This is a genomic window from Mesorhizobium sp. ES1-3, assembly GCF_020164795.1.
GTDB lineage: Bacteria > Pseudomonadota > Alphaproteobacteria > Rhizobiales > Rhizobiaceae > Mesorhizobium.
The window spans coordinates 1-23,126 of record NZ_JAIUGW010000035.1; the positions used below are offsets into that span (position 1 = coordinate 1).

Here is a 23,126-nt window from a genome sequence, read left to right on the forward strand (position 1 = left end):
CTCGCTACAGCGCTACTAACGGCGCGCTCGCGAGCGGCTTCGTAACCGCCAGCTACACCACTTGATGGGACACGACCTAAGCCCCACCTAAGCCACCACTGCGCAATTCGATCAGACTTAGGTCCAGCGCATGCCCGACCGAAGCCCCACCGTTGGAACATTTGCGTTCTCCCAAAGTTGGCAGCGCGCTGACTACATTGATGATCGGGGCTGTTGGGAGAAAAATGAACAGGAAACAGGTGTCCTGCGAGTGTGCCATGAAGCATCCACTTGCTTCAGAAACCCGAGGGGTCGAAGTCAACGCCGGCATTGCGCTGGCCGACGCCGTCGGAATTCATGAAGTTCCCAATGTCAAATATCCTGCCCGACGCCGCCCGGTCGTTGTGAACCCCGCGACCCACAAGATCATCAAGATCAACGAACAGACCTACTTTATGGCTAAGCCTGTCGCCCCAAATGGCGGCGATAGACCGACATATTATTGGATATGGCAAATGCTGAGACTGCAATTCGCGCCTGATGGCGAGATGAAAGACTCTCCAGGGGATGTACAAGGCGGCCCCCAGATTTCCAGTGCTCAAGGCAGCATCAATCCGCCGAGACGAACAGAAGACCATCCCGATCGTTGGATCGAATGCCAAGGGGCGATTCAACCAGGCTTTCATGCACTCGTTGATTCCATGCTTTTGGTCGGCTGGACGCGCGGCGAGGTTCTGCGATCACTAAAGCGGCTGATTGCCGTCGACACCGCGACCAGAAAAGAGGCAGGCCACGTCCCGGCCGAGCTTGCGATAGTCCGCGGCAAGGTGCAGCAGATCGACCGCAACGAAATTGAAGGTCCTGCTCTCGCTCACGGGGGTTGCTACGTCGCACGCGTTGGTGGACAGTTGAAGAAATAGCTGAGCCCGCCATTCCCGGCGAACGTCATCGAACGGTCAATCTGCTGGCGAGTTCAACACCTTCAGCGATAAGGACGTCCCGTGGCGCTAGCGCAACGAATTGTCGTGCGACTTGGCGCGGCCTCGGGAAAGCGGCCCGTCCCCGCTCAGGAATACCTCACGTCAACCGCGAACGGCGAGGATTAGGCGCAGGCCCGCCGCACTTCTTTTGCCACGTGCCGGCACCGCTCCAACCCGAACAACCGTCCCCTCTCCTCCGTTCCGCCCCCCCGCCGAGCAGGTGCATCCTTCGCCATTGCGCACACGGCATGGCTTTTGCCGGTGGTTTCAGCGTGCTCAAACCAGGAGCGCGGTCCAGAACGAGCCATTCCGGCCGGGGGCGCCAATTTTGCAGGGAGGCAGGGTTCCTCTTGGCCGTCGGCATTGGTCACCAGCTTCACATTGTCGTGTTTTCGCCAGCATTGGATCGATGTAGATTACCTGCGCGTGGGCGGACTTGGTACCTGCCGTCGACCAAGGCAGCCTGCGCGCTCCAGTCAGCCTCCTCGCCCGGTAGGTAATCGTTCGAGGATCAGGCGCTTTCCGGTTGGCGCGGGCGCATCGAACGAAGCACAGCCTAGGCAGCTGCCGATGGCGATCAAATGATAGTGTTCAAGCAACCCATCCTCCCGGCGGCAAGGCGGCGCTCGGCGCTGTCCATCCCTAAACGGCGCACGACGCCAATGTTTCCGCCGCGGCCCATTTTCGCCATTCGGCCCGGAACAACACTCCGAACCCGTCGTTAGATGGCCATATCCAGGAGAAGATGTATGGCCAAGGTGGTGGTGATCACAGGTGCCGGCGCGGGCGTCGGTCGCGCCACCGTCGAGGAGTTTGCTCGAGAGGGCTTCGATGTCGGCCTGCTTTCGCGTGATGCCGCGCGGCTTGAGCGGGCAGCCAATGATGTGCGGCGGTACGGCGTAAACGCGCTGCCGATTCCGACGGATGTCGCCGATCCTGCCGCGGTTGAGGCGGCCGCGGATCGGGTCGAAGCGGAGCTCGGTCCAATCGACATTTGGGTCAATGTCGCGATGGCGACGATATTTTCCCCCGTCGCCAAGCTGACTGCCGAAGAGGTCGAGCGCGGCACCAAGGTGACTTACCTCGGACAGGTACATGGTATGATGGCGGCGCTGAAGAGAATGCGCGTGCGCAATCGCGGAACCATCGTCAACGTCGGGTCGGCGCTGGCCTATCGTTCCGTGCCGCTGCAATCGGTTTACTGCGGCGCCAAAGCAGCGATCAGGGGGTTTACCGACAGTCTGCGTTCCGAGATCATCCACGACAAGCTCGATGTACACCTGACGATGGTCGACCTGCCTGCGGTGAATACGCCGCAATTCGACTGGGCGCTCAACAAGATGGGTCGCAAGGCCAAGCCGGTCGCCCCGATCTTCGAACCCGAAGTGCCGGCACGCGCGATTTTCTTCGCCGCCACGCACAAGCGACGTGACGTCTGGGTTGGCTGGTCGACAGTCAAGGCGATCCTCGCCAACCGCATCGCGCCGGGGTTGATCGACCGCTATCTCGCCAAGGCTGGCTATTGCGGACAACTTGCCGATCGCCCTACCGCTCCGAACGCTCCAGCGAACCTGTTCAAGCCGGTGTCGGGTGACTATTCGGCGCACGGCCGCTTTGACGCCCAGTCACGCGACCGAAGCTGGGAAATGTTTACGGATCGCCACAAGGCATCGGTCATCGCGGTCACCGCGATTGGACTGGCTGTCGTGGCGCTTCGGGCCGCGAAACGCCTGGATGCTTGGAAGCATAACTCGGATAGGCCCAGGACAGGACGGGGAGGCCGCTGACGACTTTATCCGCCGAGGAAGATCCCATGTCTCAGAATGTTGCAGAATTCGTCTGGAAGCGCCTCAACGAGTGGCGCCTGTCGCGGGTCTATGGATATCCCGGCGATGGCGTTGGCGGGCTGGACGTCGCTCTCGAAAAGGCCAAGAGTTATATGGATTACGTTCAGGTCCGCCACGAGGAAATGGCTGCCTTCATGGCTTCGGCGCATGCCAAGTTCACGGGGCAGGTAGGCCTCTGCTTTGCAACCTCGGGGCCGGGCGCCATTCATCTCCTGAACGGCCTTTACGATGCCAAGATGGATCACGTGCCGGTTGTCGCGATCGTCGGACAGCAGGCGCGTTCGGCATTGGGCGCGAATTACCAGCAGGAGGTCGATCTGCAGAACCTCTTCGCCGACGTCACCGAGTATGTGGTGACCGCAGTGGTTCCCACGCAGGTTCGCACCTGCATCGATCGCGCCGTGCGGATCGCGCAGGCCAAGCGCGCGGTCACCTGCGTCATCATTCCCAATGATCTGCAGGAGCTCGAATACGAGGATGCGCCGATGGCTCATGGCGCTACGCACACAGGCATCGGTTTTCCCGGCGCCGCGACGGTCCCGGACATCGAAGATATCAAGAAGGCGGCCGAGATCCTCAACAGCGGCAAGAAGGTCGCGATCCTGGTCGGTGCGGGCGCGCTGCATGCGACCGACGAGGTCATGGCAGTGGCCAACCGACTCAATGCCGGCGTCGCTAAGGCACTGCTTGGCAAGGCGGCATTGCCCGACGACCTGCCGTTCGTCACCGGTTCTCTCGGCCTGCTCGGCACCAAGCCGAGTTGGGACCTGATGAAGCAGTGCGACACATTTTTGATGGTGGGGTCGGCCTTCCCTTACAGCGAATTCCTGCCCAAGCCGGGTAGTGCGCGCGGCGTCCAGATTGATATTGACGGCGCCAACCTCTCGCTGCGCTATCCAATGGAATACAGCCTCATCGGCGACAGCAAGCAGACCATGGCCGCCCTCCTGCAGCTGCTCGAGCAGAACAAGAACGAGACCTGGCGCCGTGGGATCGAGAAAAACGTCTCTGAATGGTGGGAGACGCTCAAGGATCGCGCCATGGAGCCTGCCGATCCAGTCAATCCCCAGCGCATTTTCCACGAACTTTCTGCGCGGCTTCCGGACGACGTCATCATGACAGGCGATTCAGGTTCAGTCGCTAACTGGTATGCGCGCGACATCCGGATGAGGCGCGGCATGATGGGTTCGCTTTCGGGAGGCCTCGCTTCGTTGGGGGCCGCGACGCCGTATGCGCTCGCCGCCAAGATGGCCTATCCCGATCGGCCCGTGATCGGCTTCATTGGCGACGGCGCCATGCAGATGAACGGGCTCAACGTGATGATCACGGCGAGCAAATATTGGCGGAGCTGGTCCGATCCGCGGTTCGTCGTGATGGTTCTCAACAACCAGGACCTGAACCAGGTGACCTGGGAGGAGCGCGTGCAACTTGGCGATGGCAAGACGCCGCTAACCCAGACAATCCCCGACTTTGCCTATCACAAGTATGCCGAACTGCTCGGATTCAAGGGCATCTACTGCGATGATCCCGAACAGATCGGTGCGGCATGGGACGAGGCGCTGGCTTCCGATCGCCCTGTCATCATGAACATGAAGGCCGATCCGAACGTGCCGCCGCTGCCGCCGCACATCACCCTCAAGGATGCCAAGAATTTCATGACGATGATGGCTGACGAGCCCGAACTCGCCAGCGTCATCAAGAATAGCGCGAAGCAGATGCTGGCCGGCGTTTTGCCGGGCAACGAGTGAGCCATGTTCGGCACACGTGAGCGGCGGCGCGATCCACTTGAGCCCGAGTCAGTCGTGAACATGCCGGTCCCGGCACATTCATCGCGGCGGGAGGAGATCGCCCCGAGCGCGGTGATCACGGCTGCCCGGCATCTCAGCCGGGCGGCAGGTATGATCGCCGCATCGGTGCTGATTGACAGCGCGATGGAGCATTACCGCGGCAATTTTCACAACAGGGCGATGTGGACGCCTCTCGTCACTCCGGCTCTCTCGATCGTGTCAGTGTTCCCAACAGAGCAAATACCTGGAAAGGGGATTACGCAGCATCACTATGCCGACTTTCGGCCCTTGGATTTGGTGCCGCCCTTGATGCCTTCCTTGGCAAGGCTCTTGTGAAGCACTGAGGCTAGGTCGATGACGTTCTCTTTTGGCGCCGGCGCCGGCTTGGGCGGTGCTTTGCCTTTGCGCTTGGCGTCGATCATCGCGATCAACGCATCCTCGTATGTGTCTTCGAACTTCGACGGATCGAACTTGGTGACTTTCTTGTCGATCAACAGCCCGGCGATCTCAAGAAGGTCTTCGTCGTATTTGGGGCTTTGCAAGCCACTGAACACGGTCTTTTCCGACGTCATCTCGTTGTGAGTGCGCAATTCGGTCAGCAGCATCCCGTTTTGGAAGGGTTGGATCAGCACCTCGCGCCCGCGCTGGTAGAGCACCACGCAAGAACGTGCAGCCACCCGCTTGTTCGCCATCGCGTCGCGTAGGATGGAAAAGGCTTCGAGGGAAGCTTCGTCCGCCGGGATGAGGTAGTAAGGCTTTTCCAGATATCGGGTGTCGACATCTTCGATTGCGACGAATGAATCGACCTCGAGCGTACCAGCCGATCGACAACTGGCCTCCCTATAACATCGCCAAGACAAGCGACGACGATTACCGCATCACCATGGCGGTGGCCGGCTTCTGGCAGGCCGAACTGACCCTCACGCAGGAGCAGAACATGCTCGTGGTATCTGGTCAGAAGACTGGCGACGACGAGGGCGATGACAAAAGTACAGTACCTGCATCGCGGCATCGCCGGGCGCGCCTTCCAGCGCCGCTTCGAACTGGCCGACCACGTCAAGGTCGTTGGCGCTGCCCTTGTCAATGGTCTGCTGACAATCGATCTGAAGCGCGAGATTCCCGAAGAGATGAAGCCGCGCAAGATCGAGGTCGCAGCCGACACGACGCTGCCGAAGGGCGCGATGAAGCAGATCGAGGGCGAGAAGAAGGCCGCCTGAGATCTCCGCAAGGGTGCCGGGCATTGCCTGGCACCCTCACACCCAACGGCCGAAAGGAGAAAAATCATGAGTATCCGTGATCTGATACCTTGGGGCGCGACAATGGCGACCAGGCCGCCAGCCTTTTCCGTGACGGTGAGCGCGACCCGTTCCTGTCGATGCATCGAGAAGTAAACAGGCTGTTCCGGAATTCTGAGCGGTTGAGGAGGGCTGACGAAAAGCCGGTCGATCAGCTCTTCGCAACGACTCTGATCGATCCAGTGCGGCCAAGAACGTCAACGACCACCTGAGAGCCGGTACGACGGAGCGCCACGTCCACCGATCCGGCACCCAGAGAAAGCCGTCTCAGGACGATTTGATCCAGGAAGCTCGGCAAGACAGGGGCGTCAAAAATGACAAACTGAGAATTCGGATCAAATTCGAGGCCGAGGCAAGCTTGCACGAAAAGCAATGGCGCAGCGGCCGCCCACGCCTGGGGATTGCATGCGACCGGATAGAATGTCGGTGCTTGGGCACTTTGGCGCGGGAAGCCGCAGAATAGTTCTGGCAAGCGACGCAGATCGAGATATGTCGAAGCGGCGAACAGACCTTCGAATATCTTTGCAGCTTGGTGTCGGAAGCCATAGCGAGCGAAGCCGGCGGCGATCAACGCGTTGTCATGTGGCCAGACAGAGCCATTATGATAGCTCATTGGATTGTAGCGGGCCTCTGTCGCAGCAATGGTTCTGATACCCCAGCCCGTAAAAAAGGCGCGCTCCGTGAGACTCTGAACCACAGACTTTGCTCGCTCGGCACGCGCGAGACCGGTGAAAAGTGCATGACCGGCATTTGACGAACGTACCCTGCAGGGGCGCTTGTCTCCGTCGAGCGCAAGCACATATGTGCCGAGCTGCTCGTCGAAAAAACAGACGTCGAAGCGATCGCGGAGGTCCGATGCCTTGGCTTCGAGCTTGTTGGCTCGCGCCGAATTGCCGAGCCGACGAGAGATGGCAGCGGCCGCGCACCATGCTCCATAGACGTATGCCTGCACCTCGGCGAGTGCGATCGATCCCTTCGCGAGCGTTCCGTCTGCGTGAAAAACAGAATCGCTGCTGTCCTTCCAACCCTGGTTTACCAAACCATCTGGCGTCAATCGCTGGTACTCAACGAAACCGTCCTTGTCGCGGTCACCGTAATCGCCGATCCAAGCGAGAGCAGCTTCGATATTGGGCATCAGACGCTGCAATGTTTCGAGATCGCTTGTCCTCTCCAGATAAGCACCTGCCAACATGATAAAGAGGGGGGTGGAGTCGACGCTGCCATAGTACCGGCGGAACGGCACCTCCCGAAGCACCGCCATTTCGCCACGCCGCAATTCGTGAAGGATCTTCCCAGGTTCCGCGTCCGACACATGATCCAGCTCGGTTGCCTGATTGGCTGCGAGATAAAGGAGTACGCCGCGTGCTATCGAGGGGTCGAGCCAAAGCATCTCCATGGCAGTGATGAGAGCGTCACGCCCGAACACGGTGCTGAACCATGGAATGCCAGCATAGGGATAGGGTCCCTCAGGTGTTTGTGTGATCAGCATGTAGAGGTCCGACACACTTCGGTGCACCGCCTCATCAAAGATTTCGTTGGAGGTCGTTATGGCGGCGGCCTTCGATGTGGAATAACGCAGCGCCCGCCGCGCATCGCGAAGTGCAATGAAAAAGGTGCGCCGAGGCGACTGGTCGCCGATTTCCCGCTGGTCACAGCCGACATCGACGAAAAGCGAACGGGTTTCGTGAGGTGCGAGTTCGATCACAAACCTCGCCTGTTCGCCGGTGAGCGTCGCCGGCACGGGATCGAAGGACAAAATGGTAGCGCGTCGCATGCCATCCAAGCCCATGTAAGCGAGCGTAACCCGGTTACCGGCCACGTCCGGTTGACAATCCTCTCCTCGCTGAGGCCGCGGCGTGCCCCGCACCTCGAAAAGATCCGCAAAATCGGATGCGAAAACCAGTTCAAGCTGGAGACGATGCGGAAATTCATCGAAATTTCGCACAGCCAGCCGCTCGAAGCATCGGGCGCCCCACAATAATCGGGACCGCCGGAGATGAATTAAGTCGTGCTTCAGCACGCGAACGCCTTCGGCATCGAAAATGTCTGGATTGGTTAAATCGCAAGTCAAGGTGGCATTGTCGTCACGCAATGTCGAACTGAGCAGCATAGGCCTGGCGCCATTGATCGTCAGACCAAGATGCGAAAGATAGCGTGTGTCGCGATAGTAAATCCCGTCTGGGCTACCAGGACCAGAGAGGACGTCGCCGTTACGGTCGAAGACGCCGAAAATGTCGTCATGCTTGAGTGTTCGGGGCCGGCGCTCCTGCAGAGAGGGGACGAAAAGCTGGGCAAGATGGGTAACGCCGGATCCCCCGGGAAAAGGTGCATGGGAGATCGCTTCAGCACTCACGGATTGCATCGCTGAGACCTCTACTTCAAGCTGACACTTGAGCGCGTCTGGCGCGAGCCATCGCAGCGCCTGATGATAGCGCGACAAGACGATTATAAATCGACACATAGTCGAATGCCATACGCTCGGCCGAGAACCGTTCTTCGAAAACAGCCCGGATCCGTCGCCGATCCAAATTGCCGGCCGACCTTATCGCCTCAATTCCCTCCTCGACAGTTGTTACGACAAACCCCGAGACCCCATGGTCAATCACCTCGGATACCGCGCCTCGATCAAACGCAATTACGGGGGTGCCGCATGCCATGGCTTCGATCATCACCAACCCAAAGGGCTCGGGCCAATTTATTGGAAAAAGCAATGCTCGGGCGTTGCCAAGGAAATCAGCCTTATGATGTTCATCTATTTCGCCGAGGAATTCCACGTTGGGATGTGTGGCGATCATGGGCGAGATTTCGTTCTCCCAAAATAGCCTGTCCTGCTTGTCGATTTTGGCCGCGATCTTCAATGTCATGCCAGCGCGCGTGGCGATCTCGATCGCTGTCTCCGGACCTTTTTCCGGAGAAATACGGCCGAGAAACGCCAGATAATCGCCCGAGGGATCCGGTGTCATCGGCAGTAGATCGCGCGGTAGCCCATTATAGACGGTCCCGAGCCAGTTGACGGGCGGCATCGGGCGACGTTGTTCTTCCGATATCGACACGAGCGGCACGTCGGGAAAGCTTTGATAGAACGGATGCAGGTCAGGAAGATCAAGACGCCCATGCAGCGTCGTGAGCGCAGGAGTTTGGATGGTATTGAGCAGTTGGAACTGCAGCAGATCAGTGTGAAAATGAATGACGTCGAACTCGTCGGCAACCCGTCGAACGCGATCGAGCATTATGATGTGATGTGGAACGGGATCGAGGACAGTCGGATCAAGTCTCAAGGCCCGGTCGCAGCATTTTATCAGCTCCGCCGAGGTGTGCGAATCTCCACTTGCGAAAAGCGTGACCTCATGACCGCGACGGACAAGCTCCTCGGCAAGGTACGACACGATCCGCTCGGTACCACCATAGAATTTTGGGGGAACGCTTTCTGTTAACGGTGCGACTTGGGCAACCCTCATCGATCCAGTCCATTTGTGTCGTTCACCCGATTCGGTGCACCCACTTCCGGCTTTTCGGGGAACCTAACACCGCAGAATCCAGATTGTTCCGGCGCTGAGCGAGCCTGTCTTGCCGGCGGACAGATGCTCGCAGATGACGATCGGTCGGGAGCACTGGCCGAGCTTCCCACGCGGATGTGCGGTTCTGACCAGGAGGATCTATCATGGAGGTTCTGGCATGTCCGTGAGTTCAACGAAGCGAGTGTGCGTGACCTTGCTTGCGGGAATTCTGATGCTCTCGCCTGCGGCTTTGCTCCGGCCACGGCAAAGGTCCCAAGTGACTTCACCGCAATCGTGCGCCAGAATTGCCGGCCGTGGTTGCCATCACGACCCGGCAGATCATTCAAGACCAGACGACGTTGAATGACTTCCTGAGCCCATTCGATGGCCCGGATCCGGCCAGCCGCAGGTGCGGGAAGCGGCAACGCCCGGCCGACGAACGCTCAACATGACCACCATGAACTCGTGGATAATATAAAAAATCGTCGTGAAGGATGCGGTCGTGACACATGAGCAGCCAGCGTGGCAAGCGCTCGTCCAGTTTCGAACGAGCATCGACCAGTGCGGTGAAGCCGGTCTGCACATAGAGCACGCGAGATAGCACAGCAAAAACGCCTTCAGCATCGCGCTCGCCGGCCGGTGCTCGCCCGTAACACGCCGAGGTTGGAGCCGAGCTCGGCCCCGAAGGTTATGTCCAACCGTTCGGGGGTTAGTTCAAGTCGAGCGCGGCTTTTCCTGAAAAAGCCCACTACCTCCTAGAGGAGGGCCAATTCGTTTACGCCTACGTACCGCAATGATCGAAGCCTTGACGGGCCGCCCCTTGCCGCCCGAGTGCTTAGGAGAGGTCTCGTCGGGCCTGTCCAGGCTTGGCTGACTGAGTGGTAACCGGCCGACGCCCAAGATTAATCCTACTCCCGATTGCCAGATCCATGAAAGAAGGACTGGATTTCCTCCATGTCAACGCGGCCGTCGCAGGTGCCGAACTCCAATCGTCGCGTCATGCCGCCATTCTGCCGATCGAGTGATATTCGATGCCGTGGCGCGCCACGACCTTGGGATCGTAGAGGTTGCGGCCATCGAAGATGACCGGCGTGGTCAGTGCATCCTTCAGTGCATCGAAGGACGGTGCGCGGAAACTCTTCCATTCGGTGGCGATCAGCAGCGCATCGGCGCCGCGCAATGCCGCTTCCTTGGTGCCGCACAGCATCAGGTCGTCGCGCAGCCCGTAGATGGCCTGGCATTCCTGCATGGCCTCGGGGTCATAGGCCTGCACGGTCGCGCCGGCGTTCCAGAGCGCTTCCATCAGGACACGCGCGGGCGCCTCGCGCATGTCGTCGGTGTTGGGCTTGAAGGCCAAGCCCCACAGCGCGAAGGTCTTGCCCTCGAGGTTGCCCTTGAAATAGCGGTGCACCTTGTCGAACAGGACGGATTTCTGGTCATTGTTGCGCTCCTCGACGGCGCGCAGCAGCTTGGCGTCGAACTTGACGCCCTCGGCGGTCTTGATCAGGGCACGGACATCCTTGGGAAAGCACGAGCCGCCATAGCCGAGACCCGGATAGATGAAATGGTAGCCGATGCGCGGATCGCTGCCGATGCCTTTGCGCACCTCCTCGATGTCCGCGCCGAGCTGCTCGGCAAGGTTCGCCATCTCGTTCATGAAGCTGATCTTGGTCGCCAGCATGCAATTGGCGGCGTATTTCGTGAATTCGGCGCTGCGCACGTCCATCACGATCATCTTCTCGTGGTTGCGATTGAAGGGCGCGTAGAGTTCGCGCATCACCGCCTCGGTGTCCTCGCTGTCGGTGCCGACGATGATGCGATCCGGCTTCATGCAGTCGGCGACGGCGGAGCCCTCCTTGAGGAATTCTGGATTGGAGGCGACGTCGAAGCTCAAATCCTCGCGCCCGCGCTTCTTCAGCGTCTCGGCGATCCTGGCCTTCACCTTTTCGCAGGTGCCGACCGGCACTGTCGACTTGCCGACGACGATCTTGGCGGTATCCATCTCGCGGCCGATGGTCTCGGCGACCGCCAGCACATATTTGAGGTCGGCCGAACCGTCCTCGCCGGGCGGCGTGCCGACCGCGATCATCTGGATTTCGCCATGCCTGACGGCAGCCGCCGCATCGGTGGTGAACTTGATGCGGCCAGCGGCGTGATTCTCCCTGACGATGCTTTCAAGGCCTGGCTCGAAGATCGGGACAAAGCCCTGGTTGAGCCGCTCCACCTTGCTTGCGTCGATATCGACGCAGACAACCTGGTGGCCAACTTCGGCAAGCACCGCCGCCTGTACGAGGCCGACATAGCCAATTCCAAACACCGTCAAGTTCATTCGGATCTCTTTCTGTGCAGGACTAGGCCGCGAATAGGTCTGGTCGGTTCAGATGTCCCGGTGGCCGGACCGGCCTAGTCAGTTCGGCATGATCTTATCCGGAAGCCCGAACTCGCACCCCCGATCCACAGCGATGAAACCGACTTGCTTGGCATGCAGTATCTAACCCAAACGCAAGGGCTAGTGCCTCTCGAATACGTCTGCGGAGCAACGGTCGACGGCTTCGTGCACCATGGAATGAGAATCGCCAGATGGGTGAGAAGGCCCTTATTCATTATGGATGACCCATGAAAAAATAGCCAACTCTACGGCTTCGACATCCTTCGTTCGCAGGGCGCGGCACGAGTGATATGTCGACGCTACCCGGCGCCCTACTTAGGGCCTAGCCCGCCGGTCACGCCCGGCGGTCCAACCCACCCAAACCCGGACTGTCGGGCCGCCACACGCGCGGCTTGGGATGACGCCAAGTGCTTCTCGAACAGAATCACCTTCTCTGGATAGCCAAGCCCTCGCCTGGCCCCGCAGCTTGGCGAACTGGTGATCGCCACCGGCGCCGAACAACTCCGCACCGACGAACTGGCCGGCGCGCTGGTCTCAATAAAACGAAAGACGCCGCAAAGCGTCATCAATGACCCTATTTTTTCAGCAGCAAGAGAGCTTCGCGGACTAGCGATGGCAGATTGGCTACTGCGCTCGATGAAGGTGACGCCGCACGTGGCGCAAAACACGAACGGGCGCCGTTCCGCTATCGATCGCCGCACGACCCGGCACGGCGGCAATGGCGTCAGCCAGCGCATCCGCAAGCGGATCGAAGAGGCGTTCGGCTGGATCAAGACGGTCGCCGGGCAGGAGAAGACGAAGTTGCGCGGTCGTGACCGCGTCGGGTGGGCCTCAACCTTCGCTGCCGCGGCCTACAATCTGGTGCGGTTGCCGAAGCTTCTGGCGGTGCCGACATGACCGCTCCTGCTGGCTGCCGGTTGATAGGCCGTTTTGCTCGCAGCCTTCCTTCACCTGGAACCTGATCAGACCGTGGGTATGTGAGCAGCCTGACATAGTTGAAACTCTTGACGGAACGGGCAGCTGAGATGCCTTCGCGGACTGGAGAGCACATGAAACGCGAAGCCGAGATTCGCCATAGATCGGAAGAGGTGGATGACAATGTGTTGGGGGACGTCGTCATGGCTCTCCATCGTCGTGTCAAGATCAGCCATGACTTCGATATCCCTTACATTGCAGGCTACAGCATTGATCGACGCACGGTCTACATTGACCGTCACCTGCCACGCACGATGCCGTGGAAGGGTCAAAGAGTGAGGCTGTCCCCTTTCTTGCTGACCCATGAAATTATCGAAAAGGCGCTGCTGGATGAACTTAGGCTGCACTATCTACATGCCCATCAAATCGCGCTATGTGCCGAGCGCGATGCAGTCATGGCCGCAGGCGTCCGCTGGCAAAGATATCAGTCGTTGATGAAGCTCAACGAGAAGCCGATAGACCAAGAGAAGCTCAGGAAGGTGCCTCCCGACCTCGATCTTACACCCTATCGGGACCTGCAGGATTCGCCGTGCTTGATCGGTTGGTCAAAACCCAGAGCGCCCAGGATAAGTCGTAGTCTGCGCACGTCGCGCGGAGGGTCTGGGAAAATCGCGGCAGAGCGCCGGCACATCGGTGCGCACAACGACACCTGCGACAAAAGCCGATCTCAATCGGCTCAGGACCTATCGCTTATAAGGCAGAAAAGGGCGGCGGCTGCATGCAGATTGCCCAGAGGAAGGTGTGGGCAGTCGTTGGATAGCGAATGGCGATTCGCCTCCAATCCTCAGTTCGTGTGAAACTTTGCGGCTCGGCCCCGACGGGTGTGTCTCGCGAGCGCCCTCGCCGGCGAAAGCTTTTCTTGCCGGGGAGGTTGGTTAATGCTTTCTTGCTGCCGAACCTTGGGGACGGCGCTTATGGCGAATGCCAAATACCATGTCGCGAAGAACGCAGACCGTTGGAACGTCCGTTACGACGGCCAGGATTATCCTTATGAGTCCCACGGCTCCGCAGTTCTAGCTGCGGTCAAAGCGGCGATACGCGCTACCGAACAAGGCCACGAGGCGGAAGTTCTAGTCCAAGGCGTCGACGGTAAATGGCGTACCGAATGGCCTGACACTAAACAGGGGAGCCGCTCCCGCTCTTTTGGCCAATCCAGTAATTTGAATTTGCAGTCCGGAGCAGCGAGCATATTGCGGCCAATAAAAACCGCCTCATCTGGCGGGTTGCCGGCGCAAGTTGCGACCGGGCAATCAACAGCATAGTGCAACTGTGCCCTGATGCTGGCTGCGATCCATTACCAAGCGCTCCAGCTCCTACGCAGCCAACCACGAGGCAGCGGTGCTCATGCGCGGCATAGGTCCGCCAGGCAATAGAATGTCGGCTTGCGCTCGCGCGGTTTTCCGCAGGTGGCAAACGAAACTGCACGGCCGATCTGTTGGAATGGCGCCCCATCCGGCAACCCAGCAGTATTTCTGGTTTAGCTGACGGCGATCCCGCTCCCAAAATCGCCGCCGCCAATCAGACCCGGCGGTTCAGCATCATCCCAACCACCTATCAAGGTCGGTCCAATCAGGTTGCGGCTCTCCAACGCTGCTTCGCCTCAACAGAAGAGCCGAGCAGTCGATCTCATCGCACATCGAGGCTTGATCGTCCCGAACGAGCCATTCCGAGCATGTCCGCAATTGTCTGAGGATAGCCGTCTTGGCGCTTCGCTCGGTTTCCATCGTTGCTAACGCTGAACGCCACCCTTTAGGCGACTTGGGCTCTCTTGCGACGCCTATGCATTTAGCAATCTCGCGCGTCCGAACAATGCCGAAGTGGTCCATTCACTCGATCCTTCACCGGCCAATTCCCCTCCCAACTGTTGTGACAAGCTTTTCACGGGCGACGAGATAAGTCGTCCGCCATTTTGATGATGTGCCATCGTCAGTTTGATGCTTAGCGTCCTGAACTTTCTCGAGGCCACGGACGCATGGTCCTCATCGGAGAGCGTGCCAGCGCCCCAGAGCCCTCGGCTCACCAAGCGACCACAATCCGCTAACGCGAAATTTCTGCAAGTCCGCGATTGCGGAAGCTTTCAAGGTAGCCGGAACGGTGTCAGAGACCGAAGTTCGGGAGCCGGCCCGGCTTACTCCGTTGCATAGCCTGCCCGCTGGCTCCGGCCGGTGGGCATTTTAGTGTTCGGTCGGGAACAGCCCCGTTAGGCGCAAGTGCCGGCGAACAGCGGGTCCGGTGCTTTTCGCGCTGCTGGCCGGCTCGCGCCCTCCTGTGGGAGCGCGGGCCTAAGCGGCCCGGTGCCGGAACATATGTCAGAGACAAAGGTTCGGGAGCAGCCGCCTACTCCGGGCGGCCTCCACTCTGTGAACTGCCCGCCTGGCTCCGGCCTGCGGGCTTTTTGGTGCGCTATATGGGAACTTGGCATGTCTTGGCAGGTTCGAAAGCGGCAGCTCCCCTGCTGCCGGTCAGGTCCCCCAAGACCTGACCGGGCCCGCTTCGTCGCCAGTGAAGCGGGCCCACTGCAACTGTCCGGCAGGGTAGGCGTGCTTGAGCAGGCCGAGACGCCTCCTCTGTTTGAATGATGCCGCGCCAGCAACGACAATGCTAGCTTCGTGTAAGCTGGCGATGTCCCCCCTTACCCCCCCCGCCAGTCAGGGCTCGGCGATGAGCCCCCCTCAACCGCCGGGCCTACTGCTACGTCGTACATGCCGACATGCCGAGTAGCTCGTACGTGTCAAAAGCCCCGGTGCTGACCAAAGCACCGGGGCTTTTCCTTTGTGGACCCCGATGGCTGGCGTTCTTTTGGGACGATGGTGAGCTTTGGCGCGTGGGCTTCCGAAAGATCTTGGCGGCTTCATCTGTCGTGATACCGCACTTGCGTGCATAGTAGGCGGCTTCCGTTTTCAAGCTCGCCTCTCCATCGGGATTTCAGTCACCTACTTTGCTTTGTGCTTGGCCTTCTTCCCCATAGGATGAATCATACCACAAAAATGATGCGCCCCGAATAAAGCGGCGTGGCGATTGTTCCGTCCGTTACTTTCTAATGACCCAATGCAGCAAGACTGCGTCAACGCACTCGCACCCGGTGAGCTCGAAGATGAGGCTCCTAGCCAGGTTGCGCCATTCACACTCGGGCACGTCAGTTTCCGAGACCAAATTTCGAAATACAGACCGGACAATGTCTGCATGGAACGCGGACACTCGGTGCTTCTCAGCCTCCCTGGGCGCCTCGTCCGCCTTGCGCTGGCGTAACCGCTTTAGAAGGTCGCGTGATGCTGCGATTGCACGGCGGGATTGGTCTAGATCGCGACGAATTGAGGCGATGTCACTTAAAGAGCGACGCTGCGAGACGAAGCTGGCGTCTATCATCGCACGCGCGACGTCTGTACGGCTTTCGATCATAGCTACCTCCCAATAGCTACAATTTTAACCAGTCGAATCTAATGCGGTGCTCAGAAGGATTCAAATGTCGGTTTGATACCGAGAAAGGCAGCCTTTCGCCAAGCAGACCGCCGGCCGCGGACTGGGACGCGATATGCCGCGCCTATCTCGGGAGCTGATCGAAAAAGATCGGCCGGCGCTCAGTAGGCGGGGGGACCTTGGGGTTTTGATGAGCGCCGGCCGCTGGCGTCCGATAGGACCGCCGCGAGGCAATGTAGCGCCCGACGAATGGGCGTCAAGCGAGCATTGCATTCCGGACGCGCCGGGTCTGAAGCCTCACGCGCCAGCCTTAATCTTCTTCAGCTGCTCTCTGGCTTCAGCGACGCGCGTTTGCGCGTCTCGTACGGTGTCGCAGAGGGCCTCGGGGACGCTGATTCAACCTGCGTGGCCCGGATGGTCCTGATATTGAACTGAGTCCGCACGGTAGCGTCCTTTCGGCTGCACCGCTTGCATTTGACGTTGATGGTTTCCACCGGTTTGTTCCATCCCACCACCTTTGCCACATCGTTAGCCCGGAAGCGGCCCACATGATAACAGTGGCCGCACTCCACGATGAGCAGCAGGTTTGCTTTTGCGGCTCGCCCAACGCTGTCCATAGGAGGTCACTTCCGGGTGGAGTAATCCTCGGGCAGCGGCAATAGGCCCAGCCCTGCCGCCCTGAAGTCGGGTTCCTGCTCAGCTATCATGCAGTTTATCGGTGAGGCCATTCAATTGCCAGAACAGTGAACCGCTCGCTTTCAGATGAAGTTGCGCTGCAAGCACTGTCTCGCGGAGGCGAAGCCCATCCCGAATGATCGCCTCGGCATTGCTCTTAAACAGTCTGTCATACCGGCTCGTTCGTCTGCCCATAGCGGCTCTCCTCTCAGTAGCGAGCGACCGCCCCACCGCCCTCCAAATAGGAACGCATTCCTTGCGGAGTCAATTCGGCCTTGACAATTTTGTTCCGTTTTTGTTCACTGTTCTCGGAGGCAAACGACATGGACCATATTGTCAGACTCGACAGCCGGCAGGAGGCCGCCCTCGATGCCATCGCCGACAAGTTTGTTGCCACACACAAGGGCGACGTCATTGCGGGTCGCGTGAGGCCAACCCATCGCTTGGGGAATACGGGGAGCCCACGACGCTCTTTGTGGGTGGCGACGTGCCGGACATGGAGTAGCCGGGCATCCGGGGGTAGACCATGATAGGTGCCTCTAGCTGCCTCTTAGTCTCCTCCGCTCCGCCGGCTTGTCCCTTGAGGACAGCCGGGATGCCTTGTCCGTCTGTGACGACCAGGCGCGGGGTGTCTCATCGGGGCCACTATGGCAGTTAGCCAGGATCGGAGTCACTTTCCGTCGCGGGTGGTCAAAGTCGGAGTCATGACCTTAATGTGCTCGTCGATGCGTTCCAGGATCGTTGCAGGGACTATCTCGCGCTCCGGCAAACGCCACCAATGCTGGTTGACCAGTGCGACTGTCTCAACAACCGCTTCAAGCACGGCGGCCTCGGGCAGCCTGGCGCGGTTTGCGAACGCTTTCCACCGCGACGCCGTAAGCGCCTTGAACGACCGCTGCCGACCGAGGGAGAGCGCCATGGCGTCGGTTGGGATGTAGGGAACGGTCGATAGCACATCGTAGATCGGGGCAAGAGCCGGTCTATCGCCACCTCCAGGATAGATCAGCGACCAATTCTTCAGATGCATGTCACCATTGCCGGTCAAAGCTGCCAAAGTTAAGCGACGGACGAATTCGAGAGCCGCACTAGGGGACACAGCCTCGTTCAAGACAGCCGCGATTTGGTGAAAGGCAGCGCCGTCATATTTGCGCGAGGGAGGGACGCCGAAGACTTGAGCGAAATCCTCAATGTGGATCCTTTGGCCGTTCGCGCCTCGATCAAAGCGTCTGACCAGAAGAAGCGGTCCCCCGGATTGGGGGTTGAGTTCCTCGGGAACGTTCTGCAGGTCGGACCTCTCGACCAACTCGCGGTCAGGCACATCCATGCCGATAGCTGCGGCAAGGGCCAGATTGGCAAACTCATTCTCCGAAACCCCCGGAAACGTCTCGGGTGGAAATTTTGCGATGTACTGACCCAGTTCGCCGTCCTTCGGCAGGGTAAAGGCGCCTCCTTCTCCCCCCTTTTTGGCAACGGACAGCTTCATTTGCATTCCGGCCAGAGAGAAATGGGCTTTGGGCTTTTCGTTCACGACAGGACCATCACTGGGCAAGGCTTGCACTGCCCCGGAAACATCGGCACCAAGCACCGCCAAGAGATCGAAGTCATTGCGTCGCCTTACGCTGCCCTGGTGATGCTTCTCCATTGCTTCGCGCAGCTTACCCTCGGGCAGGAGATTGGCGAAGAACGCGGGTAGGATGCCCGCAAGCGGCTTCGGGTCTTTCCCGAGTTCGCCATTTGCTGACCTAAACGAGAGGCTGAGAATTGGAAAACCGCCCGCTTCCCGATATTGCTGCGTAAAGTTGAAGGCATAGACGGGGCTGCGCACAATCGTGCCGATCTTCCGCTTGCCAAGAAGAACATCTAGCGACTGTATCGTCCGAGGTGAATCAATGTTCACAGGCGTTGCTACCCTCGCGGGCTATCTGGTTCGTTCGCTGCGCGGCCTGGACGGTTCGTATCGCAATCCCTCTCGAAGGCGCGGGCTAGCCCTCTTTCGCGCGGCAGAACATGCCTCTGCCTTAGTAGTTGGAAAGCCTGCCAGCCCATAGGCTCTAGTCATCGTGCCAAATCTCCGCATGAAGACGAAAGCCCGTGGTAGGTCTGGGTCGGCATTGATGAGCGCAATGGTAACATGGCCGAACGCAGTGTGTAGCCGCCGGATGCCATCAAGGAGCTCCTCATCCGAAAATCTGCGACGCGGCCCAGGCCGCCAGCGGCACTCGTAGCCCACGATGGCGTAGGCAGCCCGTAGGCCTCCAAAACGCTCTCCATAAGATCGTGCGCAAGGCGTGTAGGTGCAGACGTCAATGATGTCCGAAGAGAGCTTCTTTTTTTCTCGCAAAAGCCGACGAAGGCCTTTGACCATGTCAGACTTCGCATAGCCGTACCCGCGCTTGTACCCCATCTCCCGTTGGGCCTTTGCGAACTGTCTTGAGTCCACAATCGGCTCCATGACCCGTGTTCTGACCCATAGGTTCGGAGGATTTGGTCGAGACGGCCCTCTCAATCGCCCTGTGGTTCGGTTGAAGACATAATATCCGATCATCAACTCGCTTTTCAGAACGGTTCTGACCCGCCCCAATGTCCACCGCCAACCGTCTGTTGAAGGCACACCTTCCTCGTTTAGCTTTTTCGCAATGCTGCTCATGCTTCGTCTTTGGTCAACGAACATCCGGAAAATGCGTCGGACGATCCCGATCTCCTCGCCTGGGCCCGGCACAAAGACAACACGATCGGTGTCTAGCCCCTTTTGTTCGCCCGGTCCGAGGAGAAATCGAGGTTCCCGATCTTTGCTAACGAGCATTCGTCTTGTTCCATAAGGCATTTGGCCGCCTTGCTTAAATCCAAGGCTGGCCTGCTGCTTCTGCGCCCTTGAGACTTTGGCCGAGAGCTCACGGCTGAACTCGCCCGCCATCACCCGCTTTAGATTCTTCACGATTGACGAAACCATACTGCCGTCGTTCTCGAACGGCTCGCCGCAGTATTCCACCGCAACCCCTGCATCTCGACACAGGAACTCATAATGTGCGGATTGATCAGCATCCTGAAAGCGGCCCCACCGGCTAACGTCCAGAACCAAAACTGCCGAATAACTGCGCCTGCCAGTCACCACGTCGCCCAACAACTGCTTGAGTCCCTCTCTCCCTTTCAAGCTCAAGCCGCTCTTACCGGCATCGGAATAGGTCTGGACAATAGCGAAGCCCCGTGTCTCAGCATACTCCGCAATGGCAGCGATCTGGTTTTCAAGAGAATAGCGCTGGTGCTCTGTTGACATGCGAATGTACTGCGCCGCTGGAACGCGAAGCTCGGTCGTCACATTAGTCACTATAGTGCCTCCCCATGCGACACACATTCGCCGTTTGAGGAGGAATATTACATTGCCTGATCATTCAATCCAATAAAACTTAAATATGTTTTTGGTGTCTACCGATGGCTCGATGATGCAGGCCGCTGGTTGCCTTTCCAAGGACGGCTATTCCAGCTTTCAGCGGCTGCGTCCTGATCAATGCATATCGGCCCTGACGCTCCGCATTCATCGCAGACAATGACTACACGCATGTCTCGCCTGATATGGGGCCTAACTTCTGTGCTGGTGCAGAATGGGCAGGCATCAGGGGTCAATCATTCCTCCGGCTTTAAAGCGGCGTAAACGGCATCAGGTGCTTCAACTTGTGGGATTGGTGTCCGGCTTTACTTGCAGCGCTAGAGGCTATCGCTAGCAGCGGCGCCAGGGAAGGCCCCAGCAGCAGTCAAGAATGCCCGGTAGCCGTGATGCCCCGTATGGCGCGAATAAGGGGCTGGTGACCTAATAGAGCTTTCCGCCCGGACCCAAGTAGTATCGAGGGCCATCGCCCCCGTTCAGTTCGGCTGCACTCGCTACACATATCGTGGAGTGGAGGCAGGCGCTAAGGACGGTACGTCTGAGGGCCTCCAGACCGGAGGTCGCTTCGTTGTACTGGTGGGAAAACCATCCCAGGCTCATACCGGAGGCGAAGATAAGGGGATAGCCGTAACGCCTTGCGGCAAGCTCTCTAGAACGGGATGATTGCGCCAGCGTTAATAGCGCGCAAACAATGCACTCGCTTCTGCCGGCGAAGCCAACCGTAGCTGTTCCAAGATTCGTTGAAAGCCGTTGGAGAGTGTCAGGTTATCGCCAAGCTCGTCCATAACCGGACGGGCTGGAAACGGCCCCAAAGTGGTTGTCGGATAGTTCTACAATTCGCGATCGATTGGCGGCCTACTGCTGGGGAACTTCAGGTGGCGGTGGGTATCTCCGCAAGTATAACACCGGTTATGCCATAAGCGCGCCGCGTCTGCTCAATAGCCTTAGGCGTGACGTCAATCAGCAGCGCTATAATGTCGCCGTCCGGATGCTCGAGAACGTCGCCGAGTTCGGCGAGCGTCCATCCAAGCGCGCGCAGGCGTTTTGGCCAGAATGTTTCGCATACCACGCTGATCTGTCGAATCCCCAGCCTTTGAGCAGTCTCGAGCAGACCACAGAGAACGAAGCCGGCGATCGGCGACGAGGCGCCGTGCGTGCGAAGGGATGGATCGACGAAGAAACGCGTCCATTCGAAAATATCAGCCGCTCTCGGCGGCCTGCCGCCGGCGAGAACCGGGAAGACCTCGCTCATCAGATGCGGCTCCAGCGTCGGCACGAGACGGGAGCCGCCGACGATCTTGCCGTTGGTGTCAAGCGCCAGGACATAAAGCGCATGCTCGTTGTCGAAGGCGTCGATCTCGATGTTGATGGGCCGGGCGACGGCGCGCCACCGCCTCTGCTTGACGTAAATGTCGTACCTTATGCGAAAGTAGCGTTCCAGAACTTTCCTGTAGTGCTTCCTGTTATCCCAGGTGACCAAATGCATACGAACCATGACGCCTCCAGGCGCAGGGTCGTAGGAAAACGGACTTGCGGTACGTATGACGGTATTCAGGTATTGCTAAATCTGGATTTCCTGCCGTCGCAGCGCCTTGACGATGGCATGGGACACGTTTATCGCGTCGAGCTTTCCTCGAATGTTGCGCTGATGGCTTTCGACCGTGTTCCTGGTGACGCCCAGGATACAAGCGATGTCGTCGGTGGACTTGCCTTGTGCGCTCCACTCCAGAAGTTCGCGCTCACGCGCCGTCAAAGGCATGGGCTCATCGCCATCGCCCGGCGTTCCCAGCGCCGAGAGGCTCCGAAAAGTGTGCACGCAAAGCGTCTCGATAACGGGCATTTCGCGTGGCGCAACTTCCATCCCGTCGCTCGCCGCGGTGACGACACTGGGACCCGAAAGAGGCACGTGTATGGGGACACAGATACCTTCTCTCATCCCGAATTCAGCTGCCTCGTCCATCACCAGCTTCGCGCGTGTCGACAGCTTTGCGGCGGGAAGCTCGCGCCACAGGAAGGGCTCTGGCGAGTGCCGGCACTGCGCAACGCAAGGATCGTGCAAAAAGTGATCCTCGGACACGTAGCGACGATACCAGTCGAGAGGCCAGCCATCGCCCAGGATTTCCCGCTGCCAGTCTGTATCGTGCGGCACGGGCAGGCCGGTGATCAGAAAACTGCGCAATCCGTAGCGTGCCAGGGCTGAGCGGAACTCTTGAAGGATTGCATCAGCCGAGAGCGCAGTGTCGATCTTCGAGATCGCCGCAAAGAGGTCAACAACAATTTCGTTCTCCATGGCAGCCTCGACTACACTCAGGCCCTACCCGCAGAACAACCTATGCGTGTTCAGATACAATCTTCAATAGGACACGCATCGAATGTACACTAAAGGAGTCAATCACCTGTCACGAAGGTGAGATAAGTGAAAATCCGATCATTACTACATTGATGCCGGCTGGCTTCAGTCGGCCGTCTTTGAAGCGGCAGGTTTCGTCACCCGAATAGCTCGCTTATTGGCCGGGCTTGCCGAAACCAACTCTTGCGGGTCGACATTCAATGCCTTGGCCAAAATTTCGACTGTGTCCAGGGTGGCGTTGCGCCGTCCGGCTTCGACGCTGCTGATATAGGCTCGCGTGCGGCCCGAAACGAAAGACAACTGCTCCTGAGAGAGTTTTCTCTCTCTCCGAAGCCGCTGCACGTTCAGGCCAAAAACCCCGCGAAGTTTCATCAAACAACGGATGCTACGACGCGCACTATGGTGCGACACACTATAGTGCACATTCCGCATTGACAGCGGCGCTGTTGGCTGTTTGAAACAACCAGCGAATTCATCGTTTCCTGGACAAGGAATAGCCATGGCGAGCCGGCCATTTCGCGACCTCGCGCACGACATGTCCGCACACCCCTCA

The 23,126-nt window shown here is 58.9% G+C and carries 15 protein-coding genes and 4 pseudogenes; 8 read left to right on the top strand and 11 right to left on the bottom strand.

Features of this window, described 5'->3' with window-relative positions:
- Window positions 1-257 precede the first annotated feature (257 nt).
- The 3 genes from LB536_RS29115 (at window position 258) to LB536_RS29125 (ending at window position 4,554) form a co-directional block, all read left to right on the top strand.
- A complete protein-coding gene (locus LB536_RS29115) occupies window positions 258-899 on the top strand; it encodes a hypothetical protein (RefSeq protein WP_224598551.1) in 642 nt (213 codons plus the stop codon).
- An 809-nt stretch (window positions 900-1,708) separates the two neighbouring features.
- Window positions 1,709-2,746 (top strand): SDR family oxidoreductase, encoded by a 1,038-nt coding sequence (locus LB536_RS29120; protein WP_140764199.1) that lies wholly within the window; start codon window positions 1,709-1,711, stop codon window positions 2,744-2,746.
- A gap of 26 nt (window positions 2,747-2,772) precedes the next feature.
- On the top strand, window positions 2,773-4,554 hold the full coding sequence (locus LB536_RS29125) for a thiamine pyrophosphate-requiring protein (protein ID WP_140764196.1): 1,782 nt from the start codon (window positions 2,773-2,775) through the stop codon (window positions 4,552-4,554).
- A gap of 308 nt (window positions 4,555-4,862) precedes the next feature.
- Here LB536_RS29125 and LB536_RS29130 read toward each other — a convergent pair whose 3' ends face one another.
- Window positions 4,863-5,453, bottom strand: coding sequence for a Ku protein (locus LB536_RS29130; RefSeq protein WP_224598554.1), 591 nt, complete (start codon window positions 5,451-5,453; stop codon window positions 4,863-4,865).
- Here LB536_RS29130 and LB536_RS29135 point away from each other — a divergent pair.
- Window positions 5,360-5,810, top strand: a pseudogene (locus LB536_RS29135) (Hsp20 family protein). The gene LB536_RS29130 and the pseudogene LB536_RS29135 overlap by 94 nt on opposite strands.
- A gap of 66 nt (window positions 5,811-5,876) precedes the next feature.
- Window positions 5,877-5,995 (top strand): annotated as a pseudogene (locus LB536_RS29140) (Hsp20/alpha crystallin family protein); the annotation flags it as partial.
- Window positions 5,996-6,039: 44 nt separating this feature from the next.
- On the opposite strand, the gene LB536_RS29145 reads toward LB536_RS29140, so the two are convergent.
- The 3 genes from LB536_RS29145 to LB536_RS29155 form a co-directional block, all read right to left on the bottom strand.
- Window positions 6,040-8,250, bottom strand: a complete 2,211-nt coding sequence (locus LB536_RS29145) for an amylo-alpha-1,6-glucosidase (protein WP_140764193.1) — start codon at window positions 8,248-8,250, stop codon at window positions 6,040-6,042.
- A 16-nt stretch (window positions 8,251-8,266) separates the two neighbouring features.
- Window positions 8,267-9,346, bottom strand: coding sequence for a glycosyltransferase family 4 protein (locus tag LB536_RS29150; RefSeq protein ID WP_140764190.1), 1,080 nt, complete (start codon window positions 9,344-9,346; stop codon window positions 8,267-8,269).
- Window positions 9,347-10,382: 1,036 nt separating this feature from the next.
- The gene (locus tag LB536_RS29155; RefSeq protein WP_140813099.1) at window positions 10,383-11,714 is read right to left on the bottom strand and encodes a UDP-glucose dehydrogenase family protein; all 1,332 of its coding nucleotides are present in this window, start codon (window positions 11,712-11,714) and stop codon (window positions 10,383-10,385) included.
- Between the two features lie 510 nt (window positions 11,715-12,224).
- Here LB536_RS29155 and traD point away from each other — a divergent pair.
- From traD to LB536_RS29170, 3 genes and pseudogenes are all read left to right on the top strand, one after another.
- A pseudogene (traD, locus tag LB536_RS29160) lies at window positions 12,225-12,309 on the top strand (conjugal transfer protein TraD); the annotation flags it as partial.
- 92 nt (window positions 12,310-12,401) lie between these two features.
- Window positions 12,402-12,671: pseudogene (locus LB536_RS29165) on the top strand (transposase); the annotation flags it as partial.
- Window positions 12,672-12,823: 152 nt separating this feature from the next.
- Window positions 12,824-13,546: a hypothetical protein gene (locus LB536_RS29170; protein WP_224598557.1), complete on the top strand. Its 723-nt coding sequence runs from the start codon at window positions 12,824-12,826 to the stop codon at window positions 13,544-13,546.
- Window positions 13,547-16,862: 3,316 nt separating this feature from the next.
- Here the strand turns inward: LB536_RS29170 and LB536_RS29175 are convergent.
- The 7 genes from LB536_RS29175 to LB536_RS29205 form a co-directional block, all read right to left on the bottom strand.
- Complete coding sequence (locus LB536_RS29175; RefSeq protein ID WP_224598559.1) at window positions 16,863-17,036, bottom strand: hypothetical protein; 174 nt, start codon at window positions 17,034-17,036, stop codon at window positions 16,863-16,865.
- Window positions 17,037-17,511: 475 nt separating this feature from the next.
- A complete protein-coding gene (locus LB536_RS29180; protein ID WP_224598560.1) occupies window positions 17,512-18,738 on the bottom strand; it encodes a type II toxin-antitoxin system HipA family toxin in 1,227 nt (408 codons plus the stop codon).
- 21 nt (window positions 18,739-18,759) lie between these two features.
- Window positions 18,760-20,166, bottom strand: a complete 1,407-nt coding sequence (locus LB536_RS29185; RefSeq protein ID WP_224598562.1) for a recombinase family protein — start codon at window positions 20,164-20,166, stop codon at window positions 18,760-18,762.
- A gap of 98 nt (window positions 20,167-20,264) precedes the next feature.
- Window positions 20,265-20,462, bottom strand: a complete 198-nt coding sequence (locus tag LB536_RS31415; RefSeq protein ID WP_224598565.1) for a Lar family restriction alleviation protein — start codon at window positions 20,460-20,462, stop codon at window positions 20,265-20,267.
- A gap of 632 nt (window positions 20,463-21,094) precedes the next feature.
- A complete protein-coding gene (locus tag LB536_RS29195) occupies window positions 21,095-21,718 on the bottom strand; it encodes an acyl-homoserine-lactone synthase (RefSeq protein WP_224598566.1) in 624 nt (207 codons plus the stop codon).
- A gap of 66 nt (window positions 21,719-21,784) precedes the next feature.
- A complete protein-coding gene (locus LB536_RS29200) occupies window positions 21,785-22,513 on the bottom strand; it encodes a LuxR family transcriptional regulator (protein WP_140765682.1) in 729 nt (242 codons plus the stop codon).
- Between the two features lie 165 nt (window positions 22,514-22,678).
- On the bottom strand, window positions 22,679-22,945 hold the full coding sequence (locus tag LB536_RS29205) for a helix-turn-helix domain-containing protein (protein WP_224598567.1): 267 nt from the start codon (window positions 22,943-22,945) through the stop codon (window positions 22,679-22,681).
- Window positions 22,946-23,126: the final 181 nt, after the last annotated feature.

Excerpts from the sequence above, each read along its gene's own strand:
- LB536_RS29200 (WP_140765682.1), bottom strand. The coding sequence starts at position 22,513 with ATGGAGAACGAAATTGTTGTTGACCTCTTTGCGGCGATCTCGAAGATC.
- LB536_RS29120 (WP_140764199.1), top strand. The coding sequence starts at position 1,709 with ATGGCCAAGGTGGTGGTGATCACAGGTGCCGGCGCGGGCGTCGGTCGC.
- LB536_RS29175 (WP_224598559.1), bottom strand. The coding sequence starts at position 17,036 with ATGGGCAGACGAACGAGCCGGTATGACAGACTGTTTAAGAGCAATGCC.
- LB536_RS29115 (WP_224598551.1), top strand. The coding sequence starts at position 258 with ATGAAGCATCCACTTGCTTCAGAAACCCGAGGGGTCGAAGTCAACGCC.
- LB536_RS29125 (WP_140764196.1), top strand. The coding sequence starts at position 2,773 with ATGTCTCAGAATGTTGCAGAATTCGTCTGGAAGCGCCTCAACGAGTGG.
- LB536_RS29155 (WP_140813099.1), bottom strand. The coding sequence starts at position 11,714 with ATGAACTTGACGGTGTTTGGAATTGGCTATGTCGGCCTCGTACAGGCG.
- LB536_RS29150 (WP_140764190.1), bottom strand. The coding sequence starts at position 9,346 with ATGAGGGTTGCCCAAGTCGCACCGTTAACAGAAAGCGTTCCCCCAAAA.
- LB536_RS29145 (WP_140764193.1), bottom strand. The coding sequence starts at position 8,250 with ATGCAATCCGTGAGTGCTGAAGCGATCTCCCATGCACCTTTTCCCGGG.
- LB536_RS29170 (WP_224598557.1), top strand. The coding sequence starts at position 12,824 with ATGAAACGCGAAGCCGAGATTCGCCATAGATCGGAAGAGGTGGATGAC.
- LB536_RS29195 (WP_224598566.1), bottom strand. The coding sequence starts at position 21,718 with ATGGTTCGTATGCATTTGGTCACCTGGGATAACAGGAAGCACTACAGG.
- LB536_RS29205 (WP_224598567.1), bottom strand. The coding sequence starts at position 22,945 with ATGAAACTTCGCGGGGTTTTTGGCCTGAACGTGCAGCGGCTTCGGAGA.